Raw genomic sequence first — 18,630 nt, 5'->3', positions numbered from 1 at the left:
GTGCATTCGTGATCGCTTTCCCAGGCTCGTCGGAAGGGCCCCATGACGTTCTCCCTCGCCGTGGTCGACCCGCTGCACGGGCTGCTCGGGACGGCCTCGGCCTCGCGCTCGCTTGCCGTGGGCAACGCCGTGATGATCGTGGATCCCGCCCGTGGCGTCTCGATCAGTCAGGCCGCCACCAACCGCGGACTGCACGGGGCGCTGCTGTCAGGGCTGGAAGCACCGGGTGCCACGCCCGAGGCTGCGCTGGCTGCGGCGCTGGCCACCGATGACCAGCCGGAGCGGCGCCAGTGCGGGGTGCTGGACCTGACCGGCCGCGGTGCCGCCCACACGGGGGAGCTCAATGTCGGCTGGGCGGGCCATTCGCACGGCGGGACGGCCGCAGCGGCCGGCTGGGAGGGCCTCTCGGAGGGCAGCGGCGTGCACATCCACGACGGCCTCCATCGGCCCTCGCTGATCGCGCTGGGCAACTGCCTGGCCGGCCCCGAGGTGCTGGAGGCGATGACCCGCACGGTGCGCTCCTCCGGCTCCGGCGACGGCCTGGCTCTGTCCCTGGTTCAGGCGCTGATCGCGGCCGACGACGCCGGTGGTGACATCCGGGGCCGACAGTCCGCCGCCGTGATGGTGGCCCGCATCGACCCGGAGGCGAGCTGGCCGTTCACCAGCATCGTTGACCTGCGGGTGGACGACGACCCCGAGGCCCCGACCACGCTGCGTGCTCTGCTGGGCACCTGGCTGGACCATGCCGCCGAGCGCAGGCTCGTGGGGAGGCGGTGAGGGCAGGCTGGTGGGTCGGCGCAGAGGGCAGGCTCGTGGGCCGACGCTGAGGGCAGGCTCGTGGGCCGGCGCTGAGCGCACTAACCGGGCGGCGGTGGTCCGGCGGTCGGCTCCCCGCACCCGGGGCCGTCCCTGCGGATGGGGAGTTCTCCCCCTCCCCAAGCTCTCTGGACTTTGCCACCATGGGTGCATGGCTCAACGACAGCGCCACCTTGCCGCCGCACTTCTGGCCGGCGCCGTGCTGCTGCCACTGGCCGCGTGCGAGACGAGCTCCATCAAGAGCAGCTGCGACACGGACAGCTCCTGCCGCATCGAGATCACCGGCAACAGCCTGCACGACCTGCCTCGCCCCCTCGATGCCTCCCACGGCTACGAGAAGCCCGCGGACATGCACGACAAGATCCATCTGGACCAATCGACCGAGGGCGGACCAGCCACCGTCGAGCTGAACGCCGATCCCTACGAATGCTCGGTCGGGGAATCGTTCACCGTCATCGACACCACCTTCGCCTGCACCGAGATCGGCGAGGACTCGATCGCGCTGGAGACCGTGCGGAACTGACGCCGGACAAAGACGACGTGGATCACCCACACCAGCGCTTTCGTAACTTTCGCAACCGGTGTAGTATCGCAGTTCAGGGGTCGGCAGAACACCCAGGCGCTCGACCTCGCGGGCGATCCCGCGAAATCGTGACCGCACGTACAGCCGATCACCCGCACGCAGCACGGACGACGAGGACTCTCCATGCCTGAATCAGCCATCATTCCCAGCGTCCACACCGTTGAGACCCCCCGGGCAGCCGACGCCTCCGGGAAGCTGCTGAGCTTCGTCGTCGCACACGAACAGCGGCATGGAACCGCCCCGTCCCCATCGTTCTTCCTCACGGGTGCCGACGAGCATGACCGTGTGGAGCTCTCAGCGGAACTCTTCGCGATCCTGAAAGAGGCCGCGACCGCTCTACAGCGCGGCCAGTCGGTGAGCATCGTGGCCAGGGACCAGGAGGTCACCACGCAACAGGCCGCAGAGATCCTCGGGCTCAGTCGGCCGACGGTCGTGAAGCTCATCGATGCGGGTGAGATCCCCGCTCGAATACCTGGCAAGCAACGCCGAAAGCTCCGGTTGAAGGATGTCCTCTGCTACCGGGATTCCCTCCACGATCGTCGGACCGACTTCATCTCCGACACATCGTCCGAGTACGACCAGAGTACCCAGGCTGATATCGCTGAGGCCCTTCGCGAGGCTAGGGACCGGGCCTGAACGTCGGGTGCCCCTGGCACACTGAGACAGGTGTACCGCGCCGTTCTTGACACCTGTGTGCTCGTGCCCGATCTGCAACGGGACTTCCTGTTGCAGATCGCGGCCGAGCACGGCTTCGCGCCACTGTGGGGTACTGGCATCATCACGGAACTCGAGTACGTGCTTCGCCGTCTCGACGAGAGACGTGGTCTGACGGCGAACCACGATGCCCGGCAACGGCTGCTGCGTCAGATGGACGAAGCATTCCCCGGATCCACCATCATCGCTCCGAAGTCTGGCACCTACCCGTACGACCTTCGAGATCCAGACGACGGTCACGTCGCCCACGCTGCGATCATGGGCAAGGCTGACGCGATCGTCACCGATGACCGGCGCAGTGGCCTCGCCAGTTGCGCCGCACTTCAGGAGGCCACGGTGGAGGTGCTTTCCGCCCAGGACTTCGCAGCCAACACAGTGATTGCTCACCGTGCCGAAGCTGTTCGCGCACTCCAGATCCTTGCGAGCCGTCGGCAACGGCCGCCGCAGTCCCCCCGTCAACTGCTCGTCCAGCTGCGCAACCGTCACGGCCTGGATGAGGTGTACGAGCATCTGGCGCCAGCAGTGCCCAGCCAGGGCTGAGCTCCAAATTTCTCCGCGGTCTCAGCCCACTCGGGCGAACTCGGCGACCGCCCCGTACAGCCTCCGGTGCACCGGCCGCAGCTCGGCATAGGCGACAACCGCCGACGGGTCCGGTGCGGTCACGTCCCCACCCTGCTCGGCGAGCGGGACGATGCCGTGGTCCAGATCCAGGGCGTCGGCACCCGCGAGCGCAGCACCGAGCAGGGTCGCATCCGACCCGTCGGCGTGCAGCACGGGCCGACCGGTGACGTCGGCCAGGATCCGCCGCCAGGGTGCCGAGGCCGCTCCCCCGCCGACCACGGGCAGCAGCTGCCCGGCGCTGGCGGGATCGAGCGCGTGCGAGAGGGCCAGTGCGACCCCTTCGAGGGTCGCGGCGTAGAGGTCGGTCGCACCGGTTGTGGCATCGATGCCGAACACCGCCCCGCGCAGGACGTCATCCCGCACGGGGAACCGTTCACCGCCCAACGAGGGCAGCACCAGCAGGCCCGTCGGCCCGCGGCCGCGCTCGCGTTCACGGGCCTCGAGCATCTGATCGGCGGCGGTCGCGTCGGCATCTGAGAGGTAGGCGCGCCGCGCCCAGGCCGCAGCTGCCCCAGCGGCGAGGATCGCGGAGATGTGCAGCTCAGCGCCGCCGCCGAGGGCGAGCCGGTGCGAGGCCGGGTCCGAGGTCGAGATCGAGGCCGGGTTCGAGGTCGAGAGCGATGCCAGGTTCGAGGCACCGTTCGCGGCCCGGTCCGAGCCGCCAGCTGCAGCCCGGTCCTGCGCGGCGCGTCGAACGCTCGCGATCCAGCCGCTGGTTCCCAGGGAGACGTGGTCCTGGCCGGGGGCGAGGCCGGTGATCCCCAGCGTCGCGGCACCCGCATCACCGGGCGCGAGCACGATCGGAACACCGGCGGGCACACCCAGCAGGGCGGGGGCGGACTTGTCGGTGTGGCCCACGACCTCCCCGACGGAACTGGTCAGGTACGGCAGGAGGGCCGGGTCGATCCCGGCGGCGCGGGCCAACGCAGGTGACCAGGTGCGGGTGCAGGCATCGAGCAGTCCGGTGGCCGCAGCGGTGGTCAGGTCGCAGTGGAGCCCGGCCCCGAGGACGTGCGCGAGGTGCCCGGCGGGGCCGAACACCAGGCCGCGGGCGCGACGGACGGACTCGGGCTCGTGGCGCACAAGGCGCCGGAACATCGCGGCGCAGCTGCTGGCGTCCTGCAGGTTCCCGGTGATGCGGTCCCAGTCCTCGCCGTCGCGGGCGAGGTCCGTGCAGATCTCGTCGTGCTCGGTGCCCGCACGCAGGTCGGTGTACAGCACGGCGGGTCGCACAGCACCGTGCTCGGGAGCCAGACCCTCCCGCGCGCCACCCACATCTCTGTGTGCGCCCTCGAGGACCAGGTCCTGCATCTGGCCGGTCAGGCACAGTGCGGCGACCTCGACCCAGGCCGGGAGGACTTCGGTGATCGCGATACGGGCGGCGCGCACCCAGTGGTCCGGGTCCTGCTCGGTGCCGCCGTCCGGGGTGTGACAGGTGGGGTACGCGGCACTCGCCGCGCCGTGGAGGTGCCCCTCGAGGTCGAGCAGTGCGGCCTTCGCCGCAGAGGTGCCGAGGTCGAGGGTGAGCAGACCGAGCATGGGGTCACGGTAGCCGGTCGGATGTGCCCGGCAGTCGCGCCGACGGAACAGGGAGGATGTGCCCGGGACTCACTTCGACTTGGTCATCTGGGGGCCAATGAGCGCGTCATTCGCCCCCAGATGGCACAGTCGATTCTCCAGATGGCGGGTCGGATCGTGAACCGACCCACGACCCTCAGCTCGCAGCGCCCCCACGACCCTCAGCTCGCAGCGCGCCCACGACCGTCGACTCACCTCGCCCACGGCCCTCAGCTCACAGCTCACAGCTCCGTGGTCCCCGTCCCGCCGGGGGTGTCGCCGCCGGTGACCTTGGCCTTGAGGATCTGGGCCACACCTGCGACCTTGCCACCGGGCAGGCCCCAGTACTGTGCGGACTCACTGGTGACCAGCACCAGGGCCAGGTTCGGATCGTCCACGCCACCGGGGAAGTAGCTCTTGGCGGAGTCGTCCCACAGCTCGGCGATCTTGGCGCGGTCCTCGACGAACTGGGCCTTGCCCGCCACGGACAGCCAGGATCCGGCCTCGGAGACGTTGAGGTTCACCTCGGGGCCCTGGCGCAGGGCGTCGGCCTGATCGCCCTGCAGGCCCACGAACAGCCACACATCGGCATCGTCGGTGACGTCCTGGACGGTCATGGGGTGGGACAGCAGCTTGCCGTCGGCGCGGGCGGTGGTCAGCATGACGATGCTGGTGCCGCGCAGCTTCTCGACGACGTCCTGCTGGGTGAAGTCCTGGTCGGTGCTCACGGTTCCTCCATCGGGTCGAGCGGGTGGTCGAACGGGGTGCGGGCCCCTGGGCCACACCTGGATGAGCGGGCGCGGCGACGTCGGGCGGCCGCGCCCGGTGATGCGTCGACCGTAGGCTCCGCACCTGCGACGGGCACCCAGGAACCCGACCGACCGGTTCCGGGATGCCAGGCAGCTCGTCGCGCACTCCGGCGGCCACCAGCACCCTTCGGGACCGGATGCGTGTGCCACGCCCCCTCGACCATTCGGTCACAGCAGGCCGTCCGTTCATGGGGCCTGCATGTCGTAGCGTGGCCAGGTGACCCACACCTCCGGCTCCCCGCAGCGGGAGCACACCACCGGCTTCCCACAGCGGGAGCACACCAGCAGCACGCCCGCGGATGACCGGCCGCCCGCCGCCCCCACCGAGGCGGCCACCAGCGGACCCGACATCCCCGTCGGCCTCGACAACGCCCCGGAGGGCCCGGGCGTCTCCGCGGCGGGGTTCGCGGCCCCCGTGCCCGCGATCGTGGCCGGGATCAGCGAGGCCATCGGGAACACTCCCCTGATCCGTCTGGACTCCCTGTTCCCCGACTCCGGGGTGGAGATCCTGGCGAAGCTGGAGTCGGTGAACCCGGGCGGCTCCACCAAGGACCGGCCGGCGATGGGCATGGTGCGCGACGCCCTGCAGACCGGGCGACTGGCCCCCGGCGGCACCGTGGTGGAGTCCTCCTCCGGGAACCTGGGCGTGGCCCTGGCCCGTGCCTGCAACGCCCACGACGTGCGGTTCGTGTGCGTGGTCGACGCCCGTACCAACGCCACCACCGTGCGCACCATCCAGGCGCTCGGCGGGGAGATCGACCTGGTCTCCGAGCCCGATCCAGCCACCGGTGACCTGCTCACCGCCCGCTTCAACCGGGTCAAGGAGCTGCTGGAGGAGATCCCCGATGCGGTGAACCTGTACCAGTACGGCAATCCCGCCAATCCCCGTGCCCACTACGACGGCACCATGCGGGAGATCGCCGAGGCCACCGGGCACCAGGTGGACGTGCTGATGGCGGCGGTGTCCACGACCGGAACCATCGGCGGCTGCTCCGCGTACATCCGCGACCACGACATGACCACCCGCGCGATCGCGGTCGACGCGGTGGGCTCGGTGCTGTTCGGTGGCACCGCCGCGCCCCGCCCCCTGCCCGGCATGGGTGCGGGAGTGGTCACCGAGCTGTCCCGCCAGGTCGAACCCGATCAGGTGATCCGCGTGGAGGGCCTGGACTGCGTGGTGGGCGCCCGGCACCTGGCCCGCAGCGAGGGCATCCTGGCCGGGGGCTCCACCGGCGGCATCGTGCACGCCCTGGGCGGGCTGATCCCCAGCCTCGAGCCCGGCACCCGCGTGGTGTTCGTGGTGCACGACGGCGGTGTTCCGTACCTGGAGACCGTGTACGACGACCAGTGGGTGCGGGAGAACCTCGACGCCGACACGGACGCGATCGCGGAGGGGATCGAGCAGCTGCGCAGGACCGCCCGCCGTGACTGAGCAGCCCTCCGTCCGGGCCGGCACGGCCCATCCGGCCCGCAGCGACGGTGCTGCCCGCCCGATTCGCGACGACCGCACTGCACCGCCCATGGCAGCCGCTGGCACACCGCTTCGCCCGGCCGCCGGTGCGCCGCTGCGGATCGCCGTCGTCGGTGCCGGACCGAAGGCGCTGTACGCGCTGGAGGAGCTGACCGCGCTGCTGGATGCTGCGGGCTCCGCCACGGCCACCGCCGACGACGCGGGAGCTGCGGCCTCCGAATCGTCAGCAGCATCCGGCCTGACCGTGACGGTGATCGATCCTGTCGCCGTGCCGGGCACGGGCGCCGCCTACCACCCCGGCCAGCCGCACCACCTGCGGCTGAACGTGACCGCGGCGATCCTCGATGAGCCCGCCACCGGCGACTTCCCCGCGTACCCCAGCTGGGTGCAGGACCCGTACCCGCAGCTGGCCGACGAGCCGTACCCGCCGCGCGCGGTGGTCGGCGAGTACCTCGCCCAGCGCTGGCAGCAGATGATCCATGGTCTCTCCCGCCATGCCCACGTGGAGCACGCCCGGGCCCGGGTGACGGACCTGCGGCGCGAGGGCAGCGCCTGGCATCTGACCACCGACGCTGCTCCCGCGGACCTTGGCCCGGTGGACGAGGTGCTGATCGCCACCGGTCACGCCGCCGGCCACCGGGGAGCCCTGGTGAACCACTGGAGTTCACCCCTCCCCCTGGTCCCGGCGGTGCTGCCCGCTGAGCGGATGCTCAGCGCCGCGCACGTCCCACCCGGTTCCCGGGTCGCGGTGCGCGGCGGGGCGCTGACCTTCATCGACGCCTGCCTGACCCTCACCGAGGGCCGCGGCGGCACCTTCACCGAGAGCACCGACGTCGACGCGACCGGCGGCACCGAGGCGGCCGTCCCAGCCCGCCTGGTGCACCAACGCGGGCCGCACGAGCCGGCCCTCATCCGGCCGATCACCCGGCAGGGCCTGCTGCTGGATGCGAAGCCGGACCCGGGAACACCCCTGACCGAGACCGGCGAGCGCGCCGTCGAGCAGGCCCGCGCCCGATTCACCTCCGACCAGGGCATGGGCCCGGACGCGGTGCTGGCGATCGTGGTCGATGCCGCCACCGCCATGCTCGAAGGGACCTTCGCGCCCAAGAAGCACGCCAGCACCTCGGGACGGGATGCGCGCGACACCGTCGCCGGTTCTCGCGCGGCCGTCGAACACACGCTGAGCACCGGTGCGGAACCCGATCTGCCCCGCGGCCCGGGGCGCGCCGAGGCGGCGCTGCGTCGCAGCATCGAGACGGCCCAGGGCCACCGCTCGCCCGGTCCGGCCTGGGCGCTGGGCCGCGTGTGGCAGACCCTCTACTCCCCGATCTCCGCCGCCCTGCGCGGCAGCGACGCCCCCGAGGAGGAGTGGGCGCGCTTCCGGCAGGCCGCCCAGGTGCTGGAGCGCTTCGCCTTCGGCCCTCCGCTGGTCAACGCCCGCAAGCTGCTGGCGATGATCGACTCCGGCGCGGTGGACCTGTCCTGGATGGACGGAGAGGTTGGCATCGACGGCAACGGCATCCATGTCGCGCCCGTGACCGAGAGCTCCGACGCCACTGCCACCGGCCGGCGCGACGACGCCGCTGCCACTGGCCGGCACGACGACGCCACTGCCACCGGCCGGCACGACGACGCACCGTCTGGCGGCGATGTCGACGTGGTGATCGACGCGGTGCTCACCCCGCCCGGACTGCTGAACCTCACCGACGAGCTGGCGGGTTCGCTGCTGCACCGCGGCCTGGTGCAGGTGCGGCCCGGCAGGCGGGGAGCGATGATCGACGAGGCCGGCTCCCCCGTCGGCCGCGATGACGCGCCGCTGGCCGCGGCCGACGGTCGGACCGTGGCCGGGCTCGCGCTGATCGGGCGGCCCACAGAGGACCATGTCATCGGCCACGACTCGCTGAACCGCCACCTGCACCACGAGGGCCGATGCTGGGCCCGACGGATCGCGGAGCGCATCACGGGCGCTGACGACGCCGCTCCCGCCGTAACGGCCGCCCCCGCCGTAGCGGCCTCCCCAGCCGTACCGGCGGACGGATCTGCTCCTGCCATACCGGCAGAAGGATCTGCTCCTGCCGCCCCCGCCCCCGCTGTCGCCCCCGAGTGAGAGGACCTGCCGTGACCGAGGAACCCACCCTGCGCGAGGCATGCCAGGGAACCCCGCCGCTGTCGGCCCGTCTGGAGCCGTGGATGCAGGAGCTGCTGGCGGACCCTGCGACCTGCAGTTCGCTGCTGGAGCGCTACGGGAGCCCGCTGAACGTGCACGACTTCTCCGCGCTGCCGCGCAACGCCGCAGAGCTCACGGAGGTGGCCGGGGCCTCCGGGGTGGACCTGCGGATCTTCGTGGCCCGCAAGGCCAACAAGACCCTCGGCATGGTGCGGGCCGCGCATCGCGCCGGGCTGGGGGTCGACGTGGGCAGCGAGCGCGAGCTGGCCCAGGTGCTCGAGGCCGGTGTGCCACCGCATGACGTGGTGGTCACCGCAGCCATCAAGCCCGATCCGGTGCTGCGCCTGGCCCTAGAGTCCCGCTCACTGCTGGTGCTGGACAACCTCGACGAGGTGGCCGCCTCCCGGAGGGTCGCCGAGCAGGTCACCGGCGCCCGGAGCGCGGAACCAGGTCGCCCCGCGGACCGGGCCTCCGATGCCCCCGAGCCGTTCCCCGTGGCGCTGCGCCTCGCGCCCAAGCCCAGCGACCTGATCCCGCCCACCCGCTTTGGGGAGTCGGCCCGCACCTGGCTCGAGCTGATCGACTCCGGCGGCCTGGGCGACCTGCTGCGGGTGGACGGTGTGCACTTCCACCTGCACGGCTATGACCCGATCGCGCGCGCCACCGCCCTCGGGGAGGCGCTGGAGCTGATCGACGCGCTGCGCGAGCGCGGCCTGGCCCAGAACGGCGCGTTCGTGGACATCGGCGGCGGCATCCCGATGAGCTACCTGGACGATGCCGGGCAGTGGGACGCCTTCTGGCAGGCCCACGACCGACAGGCCCCGGAATCGGGCCCCGGCGAGGGCGATCACGCGGCCGACGATGACCGGCCCGCGGCGGCCCCCGACGCCGGCGAGGACGCCCCCGACGCCGGCGGAGACGCCCCAGCCGCCCCGCTGACCTGGCGCGGGGAGCCACTGCGGCAGGTGTACCCCTACCACCAGCAGGTGATCCGCGGGCCCTGGCTGAAGCGGCTCCTGGGCCACGAGATCCGCCCGGGTGTCACTGCTGGGCAGGCCCTGCGGGAGCGCGGGGTGCAGCTGCGCTGCGAGCCGGGCCGCTCCATGATGGACGGCTGCGGCATGACGCTGGCGAGGGTCATCCAGCGCACCAGTGCCAGCGACGGCGTGCCCCTGGTGGGGCTGGAGATGAACCGCACCCAGTGCCGCTCCACCTCCGACGACTTCCTGGTGGACCCGATCCTGGTGCGCACCGGCGAGGACGGCGGCCGGAAGCGCTCGGGCCCGTTCGAGGGGTTCCTGGTGGGCGCCTACTGCATCGAGGCCGAGCTGATCCAGCGTCGGCGCCTCGCGTTCCCGCAGGGCGTGGCCGTGGGCGACGTGATCGCCCTGCCCAACACCGCCGGGTACCTGATGCACATCCTGGAGAGCGCCTCCCACCAGATCCCCCTGGCCTCCAACGTGGAGCGCGTCGGCGGTGGGGACGCGAGCGGATCCGGAGGTAACCGCCCCAGCGCAGAGGTGGCGGACCGCAGCAGCGCAGTCGGCGCGGACCACAGCAGCACCGCCGTCGAAGGCAGCGATCCCCGTCCTGATGTGCCCGGGTTCAAGCGCGACGGCATCGACCGGGTGCTGCCCATCCGGGCCTGATCCCCCGCTTGAGGGCTCCGGACATCCCCCGGTGCATCCCAGGGCCAACCCCGTACCGCGCCCGGCCCGCCGCTCCCTAGCGTGCCGGCGGGCGTGGCCATCGGTGCCGGTCTGGCGCTGAGCATCGGCGCGGCGATCGAACTGGTGCGCCGACGTCGCACTGTCCACGCAGCGGCCGGTCCTGTCGCCACCGGGCGAGCCGGCCTCACACATCCCGGAATCGACCGGCGAACTGCGCCGGGGTCATCCCGGTGGTGGTGCGGAAGTCGCGGGAGAAATGGGCCTGGTCGGCGTACCCCAGCTCCGCTGCGACATCGGCCAGGCGCCCTTCCCTCTCACGCAGGCGGCCGGCCGCCTCGTGCAGGCGCCGGCGCCGAATCAGCCAGGCAGGGCTGAGGCCCAGGCGACGTGCGGTGAGCCGCTGCAGCGCGCGCTGCCCGATGCCGAACCTCTCGCACAGCTGCCCCACGGAGACCACGGCAGGATCGCTCTCCACCGTCTCCACCAGGGCGTTCACCAGCAGGGACTCCTCATCGGGCGCACCCAGGGACGCCACCCTGGACTCCAGCTGCTCCTGGCAGCGTGCGTGGATCTCCGGGTCCGACGGGTCCGCTGCCATCAGCGCCGTGATCTCGGCGGTCAGTCCCCGCAGCGCTTCCACATCGTCGAGACCGCACCAGCTGTCGGTGAGGGCGGAGACCGGCCCGTCGAGCAGGCGCGCCCCGGCGGCCGGCGCGAACATCACTCCGAAACCCCAGCCTCGGCCCCGCAGCTCCGTCACGGACAGGCCGCGCGTGGGCCCGGCGAAGCGGGAGTAGGCCGGGGTGGTGATGGCCAGGCAGATCGGGTACTGCAGCACCTTCTGCACGGCCGCATCGCCCTCCGGCACCTCCCACACCGGCACCCAGTACCGGCGGATCCACGGCGTGAGCTGCGGCGCGGGCGCGTACCGGGCGATGGCGAAGGTGCGATCGGCGGGATCGCGCAGGTGCGCCCGCTCCACGTCGTCCTCGGGCCTGGCCATGGGCACACGATAGAGGCCGCCCCGAGACGGTGCCGTCGGAAAAGTTCAAGACCTCCGCCGTCGGCCCCGCCTACAGTCGCGGCAACGCCCCGGGGCACCTGCGCTCCGGTCACCGCACAACCACGGAGGACACCATGGGACAGGCACCACCGACCTCGATCCAGCAGACCTGGCGCGAGCACGAGAAGCCGTTCACGGCCGTGATCACCCAGGTGCGTGACTGGGATGCGCCCAGCCCCTGCGAGGGATGGGCCGCCCGCGACGTGCTCGCCCATGTGATCGACACCGAGCGCGACTTCCTGCGGGATCACGGCCATCCCCTGCCCGACGGCGCACCCGCCGACAGCAGCGGCTCCGCCGTGGACCAGGAACCGTCCCAGAGGTGGTTCGCCCACGCCGCTGCTGTCGATGCGCTGCTGGCCGACGAATCGATCGCCGACGAGCGCTTCGACGGCTTCTTCGGCCCCACCACCATCGGGGATACCTGGGCCCGCTTCTACTGCTTCGACCTGCTGGTGCACCGCTGGGACATCGGCACCTCCCAGGGCCTCCGGGTCGACCTCAGCGACGAGGAGCTCGCTGCGATCGACGACGCTGTGGACGGCTTCGGTGAGCACGCCTACATGCCGGGAATCTTCGGCCCACCGGTCGAGGTGGGCACAGATGCGTCCCGTCAGGTGCAGGTGCTGGCACGCACGGGGCGGCACGCGACCTGCTGACGGCGTTGCCAAGCGCAGGGCGGCCTCGCGCTCGGCGGCCCGCGACCTGCTGACGGCGTTGCCAAGCGCAGGGCGGCACGCGAGCCGGTGGCGGCGCGGCCTCGGTCTGACCCGACGCGACAGGAGCTGTTCTGACGGATCGCGCTCACCTGACGTTCCTGCGGGAACGTGAGGCGCCCGACTGTCCCCGGTTACGGGCGAGTACCTTCCAGGATCTGGAAGCTGGCGGCACAGAACTCGTGGATCACCCGGATGCCCGGTGCCCAAGCCGGCATCTGATGGCCAGGCCAGCACCTGATGGCCAGGCCGGCACCTGATGGGCCCCCCGGATGACTGACGGACCAGGCCGGCACCTGATCGGCCGCCCCGAATGCCTGATGGGCCAGTGAACGGTAGGCACTGCCCGCGCCGTCGGGTCAGAGGAACGGACGCAGCGGGATCAGCGCGGTCTCGGCCAGGCGCGCCATGCGGTGGCGATCACGCCATCGCGGAGAGGTGAGCACCTCGCAGTGCTCGGAGTCCCGCTCGAACACCGTCTCCATGTTCGCGGCGAAGTCCTCGTCGATGATCTCCACGTTGGTCTCGTAGTTGAACGAGAGGGACAAACGGTCGATGTTGGCGGTGCCCACGGTGGACCAGATGCCGTCGATGGTGGCCGTCTTGGCGTGGATCATCGCGGCGTCGTACAGCAGGATCGTCACCCCGGCCTCGAGCATCTGCCCGTAGAAGCCGCGCGAGGCGAAGTCAGCCACGATGTGGTTGGACTTCCCGGGCACCATCACACGTACGTCCACCCCGCGACGGGCGGCCTGGGTGAGGGCGTGAAGGATCTGCTGGTCGGGGATGAAGTACGGGGTGGTGATGTAGATGTGGTCGCTGGCCCGCTCGATGGCCGCCAGGTACAGCTGCCGGATCGGGTACACCAGCTGCACCGGCAGGTTCGCCGCCACCCGCACCTCCGGATCCCAGCTGTCCGGCGGGATCCAGAGGATCTTGTCGTCCTCCTCGGCGTGCTCGTTCCACGCTCGCTTGATGGAGTTGCGCAGCCCCCACACGGCCGGCCCCTGCTCACGGATGTGGGTGTCGCGCCACTGCCGCGCGTAGAGGTCACCGATGTTGTAGCCGCCAATGAAGCCGGTGTGGTCATCGACCACCAGGATCTTGGAATGGTTGAAGCCGGTGTGGCGCAGCAGGCCCTTCCAGTACGGGCGTGCGATGGCAGGCAGCCGCTTGACGCGCACCTTGTCCGAGAAGCCTGCGTAGAACCGGCGCGGCACCACCAGGTTGCCGAAGCCGTCGTACAGCACGCGCACGTCCACCCCGCGGTCGGCGGCGCGGTTCATGGCGTCGATGAAGCGCTGGCCGACCTCGTCGCCCTTCCAGATGAAGGTCTCCAGCAGCACGCTCTCGCGGGCCCCGTCGATCGCCTCGATCATGTCGTTGTACACCTCGGAGCCGGAGGTGTACAGGGTGATCCGGGAGTCCTGCACCTGCGCCTCGAAGGTGCCCGGGCGCGGGGCCTCGCGCTCCTTGCGGGAGCGGCTCTTGACGCCGTCCACGGCGATCAGGGCGGCCGCCGCGGTCAGGGGCGGGACTGCGGTGACAGCTGCGCCGATCGCCGCCACCCGTCGCAGCGGTCGCTCGCCTAGAATCGCACGCACGGTGTTCAGAGTCGCCATGTGCTCAGCGTAGAGGGGCTTCTTGAGCCCCGCACTCAGGCGGGCTCGTCATCGACGGGTGCCAGGGGCCTGGTGGCGGGCCCTTCGAGGATCTGGCCGTCGGGGGCGAAGCGGGAGCCGTGCAGGGGACAGTCCCAGGATTTCTCGGCATCGTTCCAGGCCAGCACGCCGCCCAGGTGCGTGCAGATGCCGGAGACCCGGCAGGTGACGCCGTCGATCGTGGACTGGGCGACGGGCCTGCCACCGCGTCGGCCCACGATCCCGGAGCCGTCGGCAGGCTCCACCTCGGGCAGTTCGCGCAGCTCCCCGCGCGCCCAGCCGGAGGCCATGTGGGCGCCGACGGATGCGTTGCGGGCCGCGCCCGTGCCGAGGCTCTTCACGCCGGGCCGGGCACCGTCGAGCGGTTCCAGCCAGGCCGGCGCCTGCCCGGCCTCCAGGCCCGAGATGGCGAGTGCCGCGGCGACCGCGCCGGTCATCCCCCACTTGCTGTACCCGGTGCCGACGTACGCGGTGGAATCCGAACCGGGCAGGGGGCCGATCAGGGGCAGGTGGCCGGCCGGATGGTAGTCCTGGGCGGCCCAGGCGTGAGTGCGGCGGGCACCGGGCACGTGCTGTTCCGTCCATCGCTCCAGGTCCAGGACCTGCTGGGCGGTGGAGCTCGTGCGGCCGGTGACGTGGTCGTTGCCGCCCACCAGCAGCAGCTCGCGGCCATCGTGGGGCACGGAGCGCAGGGTGCGCACCGGGTCGTCGGCACTGATGTGCATGCCGTAGGGACGGAAGCCGTCGCCCACCTCGAAGGTGAGGGCGTAGGAGCGGCGGGCCTGCATGCGCACCGAGTACCCGCCTCGCTCGGTGAAGGGCACACCAGTGGCCAGCACCACCTTCCCGGCACGCACCTGGCCAGCTGTGGTCTCCAGAGTGAAGGGGCCGCGGCGGGGAACGGAGGTGACGCGCACGCCCTCCACCAGGGTGCCGCCCAGCGAGACGAACTCGGCGGCGAGCGCGCTCAGCACGTCCATCGGGTCGAACTGGGCCTGGTCCTCCAGGACCGCGGCACCGGCCACCTCGAAGGGCAGCTCCAGGCCGCCTTCGAAGCGGGCGTCCAGGCCGGCCTCCTGCGCCGCCTCCAGCTCCGAGTGCACGGAGGACAGCCCGGACTTCGTGGTGGCGTAGGTGGTGGCGGGGCGGTGCTGGACCGGGACGTCGTGGGCGCGGCAGAAGTCCAGCAGCCACGACTGACCGTCCCGTGAAGCCTCCACGTACGCCCGCGTAACGCCCGGCCCGTGCTGGGAGCGGATCTGGCTGAGCACGGTGCCCTGCAGCAGGGACAGCTTTGCGGTGGTGTTGCCGGTGGCGACCGCGCCCACGCTGCGGGCCTCCAGCACGGCGACCTGCAGGCCCTGGTGGGCGAGCATGAGCGCGGTGGCCAGGCCGGTCAGTCCGGCTCCGGCCACCACGACGTCGAAGGACGGGTCTGCGGGCAGTTCTGCGGTGCGGATGCGGTGGGGGTCATGGGAGTCCAGCCACAACGATCGCATCGTCGGCTTGGTCGGCGAGTGGGACATCGGGAGCCTCCGCCCTGATCGGTGACGGCCGTCCCTGGTGGACCGGCCGCGGTCCCCCAGCCGATCAGAACCGCCCGGAGAAGGCAACGATCCGGTCGGAACGGGACCGACCGGTCGCATCGCGCCTCAGGCCTGCCCGCTGTCGAAGTAGTCGCGCACGTCCTGCGGGACGGCCGGCACGTCGTAGGGCACGCCGCCGTTGCGGATCGACTCGGCGCCCAGCACGCCCGTGGCCACGGCCTCGCGGGCCGCGACCGCGGAGACATCGGTGGCGCCGCCGTCACGGGCGAACCGCAGGAACTCGGCGATCAGGTTCGGGTCCGCCCCGCCGTGGCCGCCGTCACCGCGGTCGATGACCTCCACCGCGTCAGGCCGGCCGGCGCCGGAGTAGCGCGACTCCCAGATGTGGATCTGGTCGCCGCCACCGTCACCCATGTTCTCGATGCGTCCCGCGTCCCCGATCACGGTGTAGTTGCGCCAGTAGTCGGGGGTGAAGTGGCACTGCTCGTAGGAGGCCAGCACGCCGTTGTCCAGGGTCATGTTGATCATCGAGATGTCCTCCACGTCGATGACGGGGTTCATCTCCTTCTGGGCGGTGGGCGGCCAGATGTCGGCGTCGTACCAGTCCCACATGCGGCGGTCGGAGTTGTCGCGGCGATCGGCGATGTCGCCGTACACGGCGAGGTCGCCGATGCCGGAGACGCGGCGGGTGTAGCCGCCGGCCAGCCAGTGGATCACGTCGATGTCGTGCGCGCCCTTCTGCAGCAGCAGGCTGGTGGCCTTGGCCCGCTCGGCATGCCAGTCCTTGAAGTAGAAGTCGCCACCGGCGCCGACGAAGTGGCGGCACCAGATGGCGCGCACCCGGCCGATGCGGCCCGAATCCACGATCTTCTTCATCTGCCGGATCACCGGCATGTGGCGCATGTTGTGCCCCACGTACAGGCGGGCCCGCTTCTGCTTGGCCATCACCAGCATCGCGTCGGTGTCCTCGACCCGGATCGCCATCGGCTTCTCCGAGAAGGTGGCGATGCCGGCCCCCAGGGTCTTCAGGGCGATCTCGGCGTGCGCGTAGTCCGGCGCCAGGATCATCACTGCGTCGACCTCGTGCTCGGCCAGCAGCTGGTCCACGTCGTCCACCAGCGTCACGTCCCCGCCGTGGCGCTCGCGGGCGAGGTCCTTCCCGCGCTGGGTGGGCTCGGCGACCACGGTCACGCGGGAACCCTCGCCTGGCTTGTGGGCGTGAGTTGCGAGCGTGGAACGCGCTCCGTAGCCGATGACGCCGATGCGTAGGTCGTGCGAGTGCTCTGTGTCGTTCACGGTGGTCACCTTCCCGTCGTGCGGCCGCCGAAGATGTGCTCCTCGACCAGCGCCAAGCGCGTGGGCTGCTTCTCGAGATCCAGCAGCAGCACCTCGTTGCGCCCCTCGCGGATGACCGGGGCGGGCACGTACAGCGACTGCTGCGGGCCCACGTTCCAATACCGGCCCACGCAGAACCCGTTGACGTACGCGACGCCGTGGCCGGCATGGGAGACGTCCAGGAAGGCGTCCTTCTGCTCGCTCGCCTCGAAGGATGCCTGCACCAGGACGGGCAGCGTCGCGTCGTCCTCGGCGCCGGGCTCGACCGCGACGGCACCCGAAGCCAGCGCAGCGAGCTCCTCGGCCATGTCCTCCAGAGGCCATGGGTCCGCCTCCCAGTGATTCAGGAAGCGGATGATCTGCCAGACGCCGCCCAGGATGCCCTTGCGCTCCCCCAGGCTGGGGCCGAAGTTGATGCGGCCCAGGTTCTCCACCAGGATCTCCACCCGCACGGTGCGGTGGCCGCCCTCGGGCAGCAGGCGCTCGGCCAGGTGGGCGAGCTCCACGGTGGCGGGAAACTGCTTGTCGGCCTCCGCACCGAGCACGGCATCGGCACCGGCGGCACCGGCGTAGATGCCGTCCACGTACACCCAGGCACGGTCGTGCAGGTCGTACAGGTGCAGCGGCGCGATCGAGGGGCCGTCCTCGCCGTCGTTGCGGGCGATCTCGATGTCGCGGGACAGGCGCAGCAGGCCCCGCTCCAGCCCCAGGTCCTCGAAGGACGGCGGCTTCGGGTGCACCTCGGCACTGCGGGTGAAGCGCTCGGTGCCGCGCAGGGCCACCGTCCTGTCGATCGTGACCTCGCCGGCGGGCAGGGCCGCGGGCTCGGCGTCCAGACCCAGCTGGGCCAGGTGCTCCTCGAGCGCGGGCAGCTGGCGGTGCTGCGCGATGACCTCGCGGAAGGCGCGGAACTTCTCGGTGAGCCGGCCGTTCTCGGCGATCGGGGCGTCGTAGTCGTAGCTGGTGGTGGTGGGGCCGTAGGTGCCGTGGTGGTTGGCCCCGGCCGACATCCCGAAGTTGGTGCCGCCATGGGCCATGTAGAAGTTGACGCTCATGCCGTTGTCCAGCATGTCGGCCAGCTCCGAGGCAGCGGTCTCACCGGTGCGGGTGTGGTGCTCCTCGCCCCAGTGGTCGAACCAGCCGTTCCAGAACTCCATGCACATCTGGGGCTGGCCCGGCAGCTCACGCTCGGCCATCTCCAGCACCTGCAGGGTGCGAGAGCCGAAGTTCACGGTGGCCAGCGCTCCCTCGACGGTGCCGCCGGTGAGCCACATGCGGGCGGGCCCGTCGGAGGTCACCAGCAGTTCGTCGATGCCGCGCTCACGCAGGCCGTCGCGCAGGTGCGCCAGGTACTGCCGGTCGTCGCCGTAGCTGCCGTACTCGTTCTCCACCTGCACCATCACCACGTTGCCTCCGCGGGAGGCCTGCCGGGAGGCGATCACGGGGATAAGCATGTCGAACCAGGCGTCCACCAGCGCCAGGTAGTCGGGATCGCTGACCCGCAGGCGCAGGTTGCGGTCCCGCAGGATCCAACCGGGGAACCCGCCGTTCTCCCACTCAGCGCAGATGTAGGGGCCCGGCCGCACGATCGCATCCAGCCCCTCCTCCCCGGCGATGTCCAGGAAGCGACCCAGGTCCGCGATGCCGGTGAAGGTGGTGGTCTCCGGATCAGGCTGGTGCAGGTTCCAGGCCACGTAGGTCTCCACCGTGTTGCAGCCCATGGCAACCAGGCGGCGCAGGCGGTCGCGCCACTGCTCGGGGTGCACGCGGAAGTAGTGGATCGCACCGGAGATCACCAGGTGCTTCTCACCTCCGCGCAGGAAGCCGTCGGCGGTGGGTTCGAGCAGGGCGGTCATCGGTGGTCTCCCTCGGTGTGAAACGAATAACGCGGTCCAGTCTG

15 protein-coding genes are annotated in these 18,630 nt (G+C 71.3%); 8 read left to right on the top strand and 7 right to left on the bottom strand.

What is annotated here, in order from left to right:
* Positions 1 to 42: 42 nt before the first annotated feature.
* The 4 genes from M4D54_RS02470 to M4D54_RS02455 all read left to right on the top strand — a co-directional run bounded on the left by M4D54_RS02470 (position 43) and on the right by M4D54_RS02455 (position 2,653).
* Complete coding sequence (locus M4D54_RS02470; RefSeq protein WP_259790030.1) at positions 43 to 777, top strand: DUF1028 domain-containing protein; 735 nt, start codon at positions 43 to 45, stop codon at positions 775 to 777.
* 190 nt (positions 778 to 967) lie between these two features.
* Complete coding sequence (locus M4D54_RS02465; protein ID WP_259890138.1) at positions 968 to 1,339, top strand: hypothetical protein; 372 nt, start codon at positions 968 to 970, stop codon at positions 1,337 to 1,339.
* Positions 1,340 to 1,522: 183 nt separating this feature from the next.
* The gene (locus M4D54_RS02460) at positions 1,523 to 2,035 is read left to right on the top strand and encodes a helix-turn-helix domain-containing protein (protein ID WP_193865627.1); all 513 of its coding nucleotides are present in this window, start codon (positions 1,523 to 1,525) and stop codon (positions 2,033 to 2,035) included.
* 30 nt (positions 2,036 to 2,065) lie between these two features.
* Positions 2,066 to 2,653, top strand: a complete 588-nt coding sequence (locus M4D54_RS02455) for a PIN domain-containing protein (protein ID WP_193865628.1) — start codon at positions 2,066 to 2,068, stop codon at positions 2,651 to 2,653.
* Between the two features lie 21 nt (positions 2,654 to 2,674).
* Here M4D54_RS02455 and M4D54_RS02450 read toward each other — a convergent pair whose 3' ends face one another.
* Both M4D54_RS02450 and M4D54_RS02445 read right to left on the bottom strand, forming a co-directional pair.
* Entirely contained in the window at positions 2,675 to 4,273 is a 1,599-nt protein-coding gene (locus tag M4D54_RS02450) for an FGGY family carbohydrate kinase (protein WP_193865629.1), read from the bottom strand.
* A 260-nt stretch (positions 4,274 to 4,533) separates the two neighbouring features.
* Positions 4,534 to 5,019 carry a pyridoxamine 5'-phosphate oxidase family protein gene (locus M4D54_RS02445; RefSeq protein WP_204408527.1) on the bottom strand — a complete coding sequence of 162 codons (486 nt, stop codon included), beginning with the start codon at positions 5,017 to 5,019 and terminating at the stop codon, positions 4,534 to 4,536.
* Between the two features lie 298 nt (positions 5,020 to 5,317).
* Between M4D54_RS02445 and sbnA the strand changes: the two genes are divergently transcribed.
* From sbnA to M4D54_RS02430, 3 genes are read left to right on the top strand one after another with little or no spacing between them, the layout of a single operon-like run.
* Positions 5,318 to 6,532: a 2,3-diaminopropionate biosynthesis protein SbnA gene (gene sbnA, locus M4D54_RS02440; RefSeq protein WP_259890136.1), complete on the top strand. Its 1,215-nt coding sequence runs from the start codon at positions 5,318 to 5,320 to the stop codon at positions 6,530 to 6,532.
* Positions 6,525 to 8,678, top strand: coding sequence for an FAD/NAD(P)-binding protein (locus M4D54_RS02435; RefSeq protein WP_259890133.1), 2,154 nt, complete (start codon positions 6,525 to 6,527; stop codon positions 8,676 to 8,678). Before sbnA ends, M4D54_RS02435 begins: the two co-directional genes overlap by 8 nt.
* 11 nt (positions 8,679 to 8,689) lie before the next feature.
* On the top strand, positions 8,690 to 10,387 hold the full coding sequence (locus M4D54_RS02430; protein ID WP_259890131.1) for a Y4yA family PLP-dependent enzyme: 1,698 nt from the start codon (positions 8,690 to 8,692) through the stop codon (positions 10,385 to 10,387).
* A 205-nt stretch (positions 10,388 to 10,592) separates the two neighbouring features.
* Here the strand turns inward: M4D54_RS02430 and M4D54_RS02425 are convergent, their stop codons facing one another.
* Positions 10,593 to 11,411: an AraC family transcriptional regulator gene (locus M4D54_RS02425; RefSeq protein ID WP_239551677.1), complete on the bottom strand. Its 819-nt coding sequence runs from the start codon at positions 11,409 to 11,411 to the stop codon at positions 10,593 to 10,595.
* A 134-nt stretch (positions 11,412 to 11,545) separates the two neighbouring features.
* Between M4D54_RS02425 and M4D54_RS02420 the strand changes: the two genes are divergently transcribed.
* The gene (locus tag M4D54_RS02420) at positions 11,546 to 12,130 is read left to right on the top strand and encodes a maleylpyruvate isomerase family mycothiol-dependent enzyme (RefSeq protein ID WP_259890129.1); all 585 of its coding nucleotides are present in this window, start codon (positions 11,546 to 11,548) and stop codon (positions 12,128 to 12,130) included.
* Between the two features lie 416 nt (positions 12,131 to 12,546).
* Here M4D54_RS02420 and M4D54_RS02415 read toward each other — a convergent pair whose 3' ends face one another.
* The 4 genes from M4D54_RS02415 to M4D54_RS02400 form a co-directional block, all read right to left on the bottom strand.
* The gene (locus M4D54_RS02415; protein WP_193865635.1) at positions 12,547 to 13,809 is read right to left on the bottom strand and encodes a phosphatidylserine/phosphatidylglycerophosphate/cardiolipin synthase family protein; all 1,263 of its coding nucleotides are present in this window, start codon (positions 13,807 to 13,809) and stop codon (positions 12,547 to 12,549) included.
* 35 nt (positions 13,810 to 13,844) lie between these two features.
* Positions 13,845 to 15,374 (bottom strand): FAD-dependent oxidoreductase, encoded by a 1,530-nt coding sequence (locus M4D54_RS02410; RefSeq protein WP_259790046.1) that lies wholly within the window; start codon positions 15,372 to 15,374, stop codon positions 13,845 to 13,847.
* A gap of 126 nt (positions 15,375 to 15,500) precedes the next feature.
* On the bottom strand, positions 15,501 to 16,700 hold the full coding sequence (locus M4D54_RS02405) for a Gfo/Idh/MocA family protein (RefSeq protein ID WP_259890126.1): 1,200 nt from the start codon (positions 16,698 to 16,700) through the stop codon (positions 15,501 to 15,503).
* Positions 16,697 to 18,586, bottom strand: coding sequence for a beta-galactosidase family protein (locus M4D54_RS02400; RefSeq protein ID WP_259890124.1), 1,890 nt, complete (start codon positions 18,584 to 18,586; stop codon positions 16,697 to 16,699). Before M4D54_RS02400 ends, M4D54_RS02405 begins: the two co-directional genes overlap by 4 nt.
* Positions 18,587 to 18,630 lie beyond the last annotated feature (44 nt).

The organism is Brachybacterium sp. p3-SID1565 (assembly GCF_025143785.1).
Lineage (GTDB): Bacteria > Actinomycetota > Actinomycetes > Actinomycetales > Dermabacteraceae > Brachybacterium > Brachybacterium epidermidis.
Note: the sequence above shows the minus strand (reverse complement) of the source record. Positions and strands in the feature narration are given on the sequence as shown.

What these genes read in the sequence shown, in the direction of transcription:
- M4D54_RS02410 (WP_259790046.1), bottom strand. Translation starts at nt 15,374, where the DNA reads ATGTCCCACTCGCCGACCAAGCCGACGATGCGATCGTTGTGGCTGGAC.
- M4D54_RS02460 (WP_193865627.1), top strand. Translation starts at nt 1,523, where the DNA reads ATGCCTGAATCAGCCATCATTCCCAGCGTCCACACCGTTGAGACCCCC.
- M4D54_RS02470 (WP_259790030.1), top strand. Translation starts at nt 43, where the DNA reads ATGACGTTCTCCCTCGCCGTGGTCGACCCGCTGCACGGGCTGCTCGGG.
- M4D54_RS02420 (WP_259890129.1), top strand. Translation starts at nt 11,546, where the DNA reads ATGGGACAGGCACCACCGACCTCGATCCAGCAGACCTGGCGCGAGCAC.
- M4D54_RS02425 (WP_239551677.1), bottom strand. Translation starts at nt 11,411, where the DNA reads ATGGCCAGGCCCGAGGACGACGTGGAGCGGGCGCACCTGCGCGATCCC.
- M4D54_RS02450 (WP_193865629.1), bottom strand. Translation starts at nt 4,273, where the DNA reads ATGCTCGGTCTGCTCACCCTCGACCTCGGCACCTCTGCGGCGAAGGCC.
- M4D54_RS02465 (WP_259890138.1), top strand. Translation starts at nt 968, where the DNA reads ATGGCTCAACGACAGCGCCACCTTGCCGCCGCACTTCTGGCCGGCGCC.
- M4D54_RS02415 (WP_193865635.1), bottom strand. Translation starts at nt 13,809, where the DNA reads ATGGCGACTCTGAACACCGTGCGTGCGATTCTAGGCGAGCGACCGCTG.
- M4D54_RS02400 (WP_259890124.1), bottom strand. Translation starts at nt 18,586, where the DNA reads ATGACCGCCCTGCTCGAACCCACCGCCGACGGCTTCCTGCGCGGAGGT.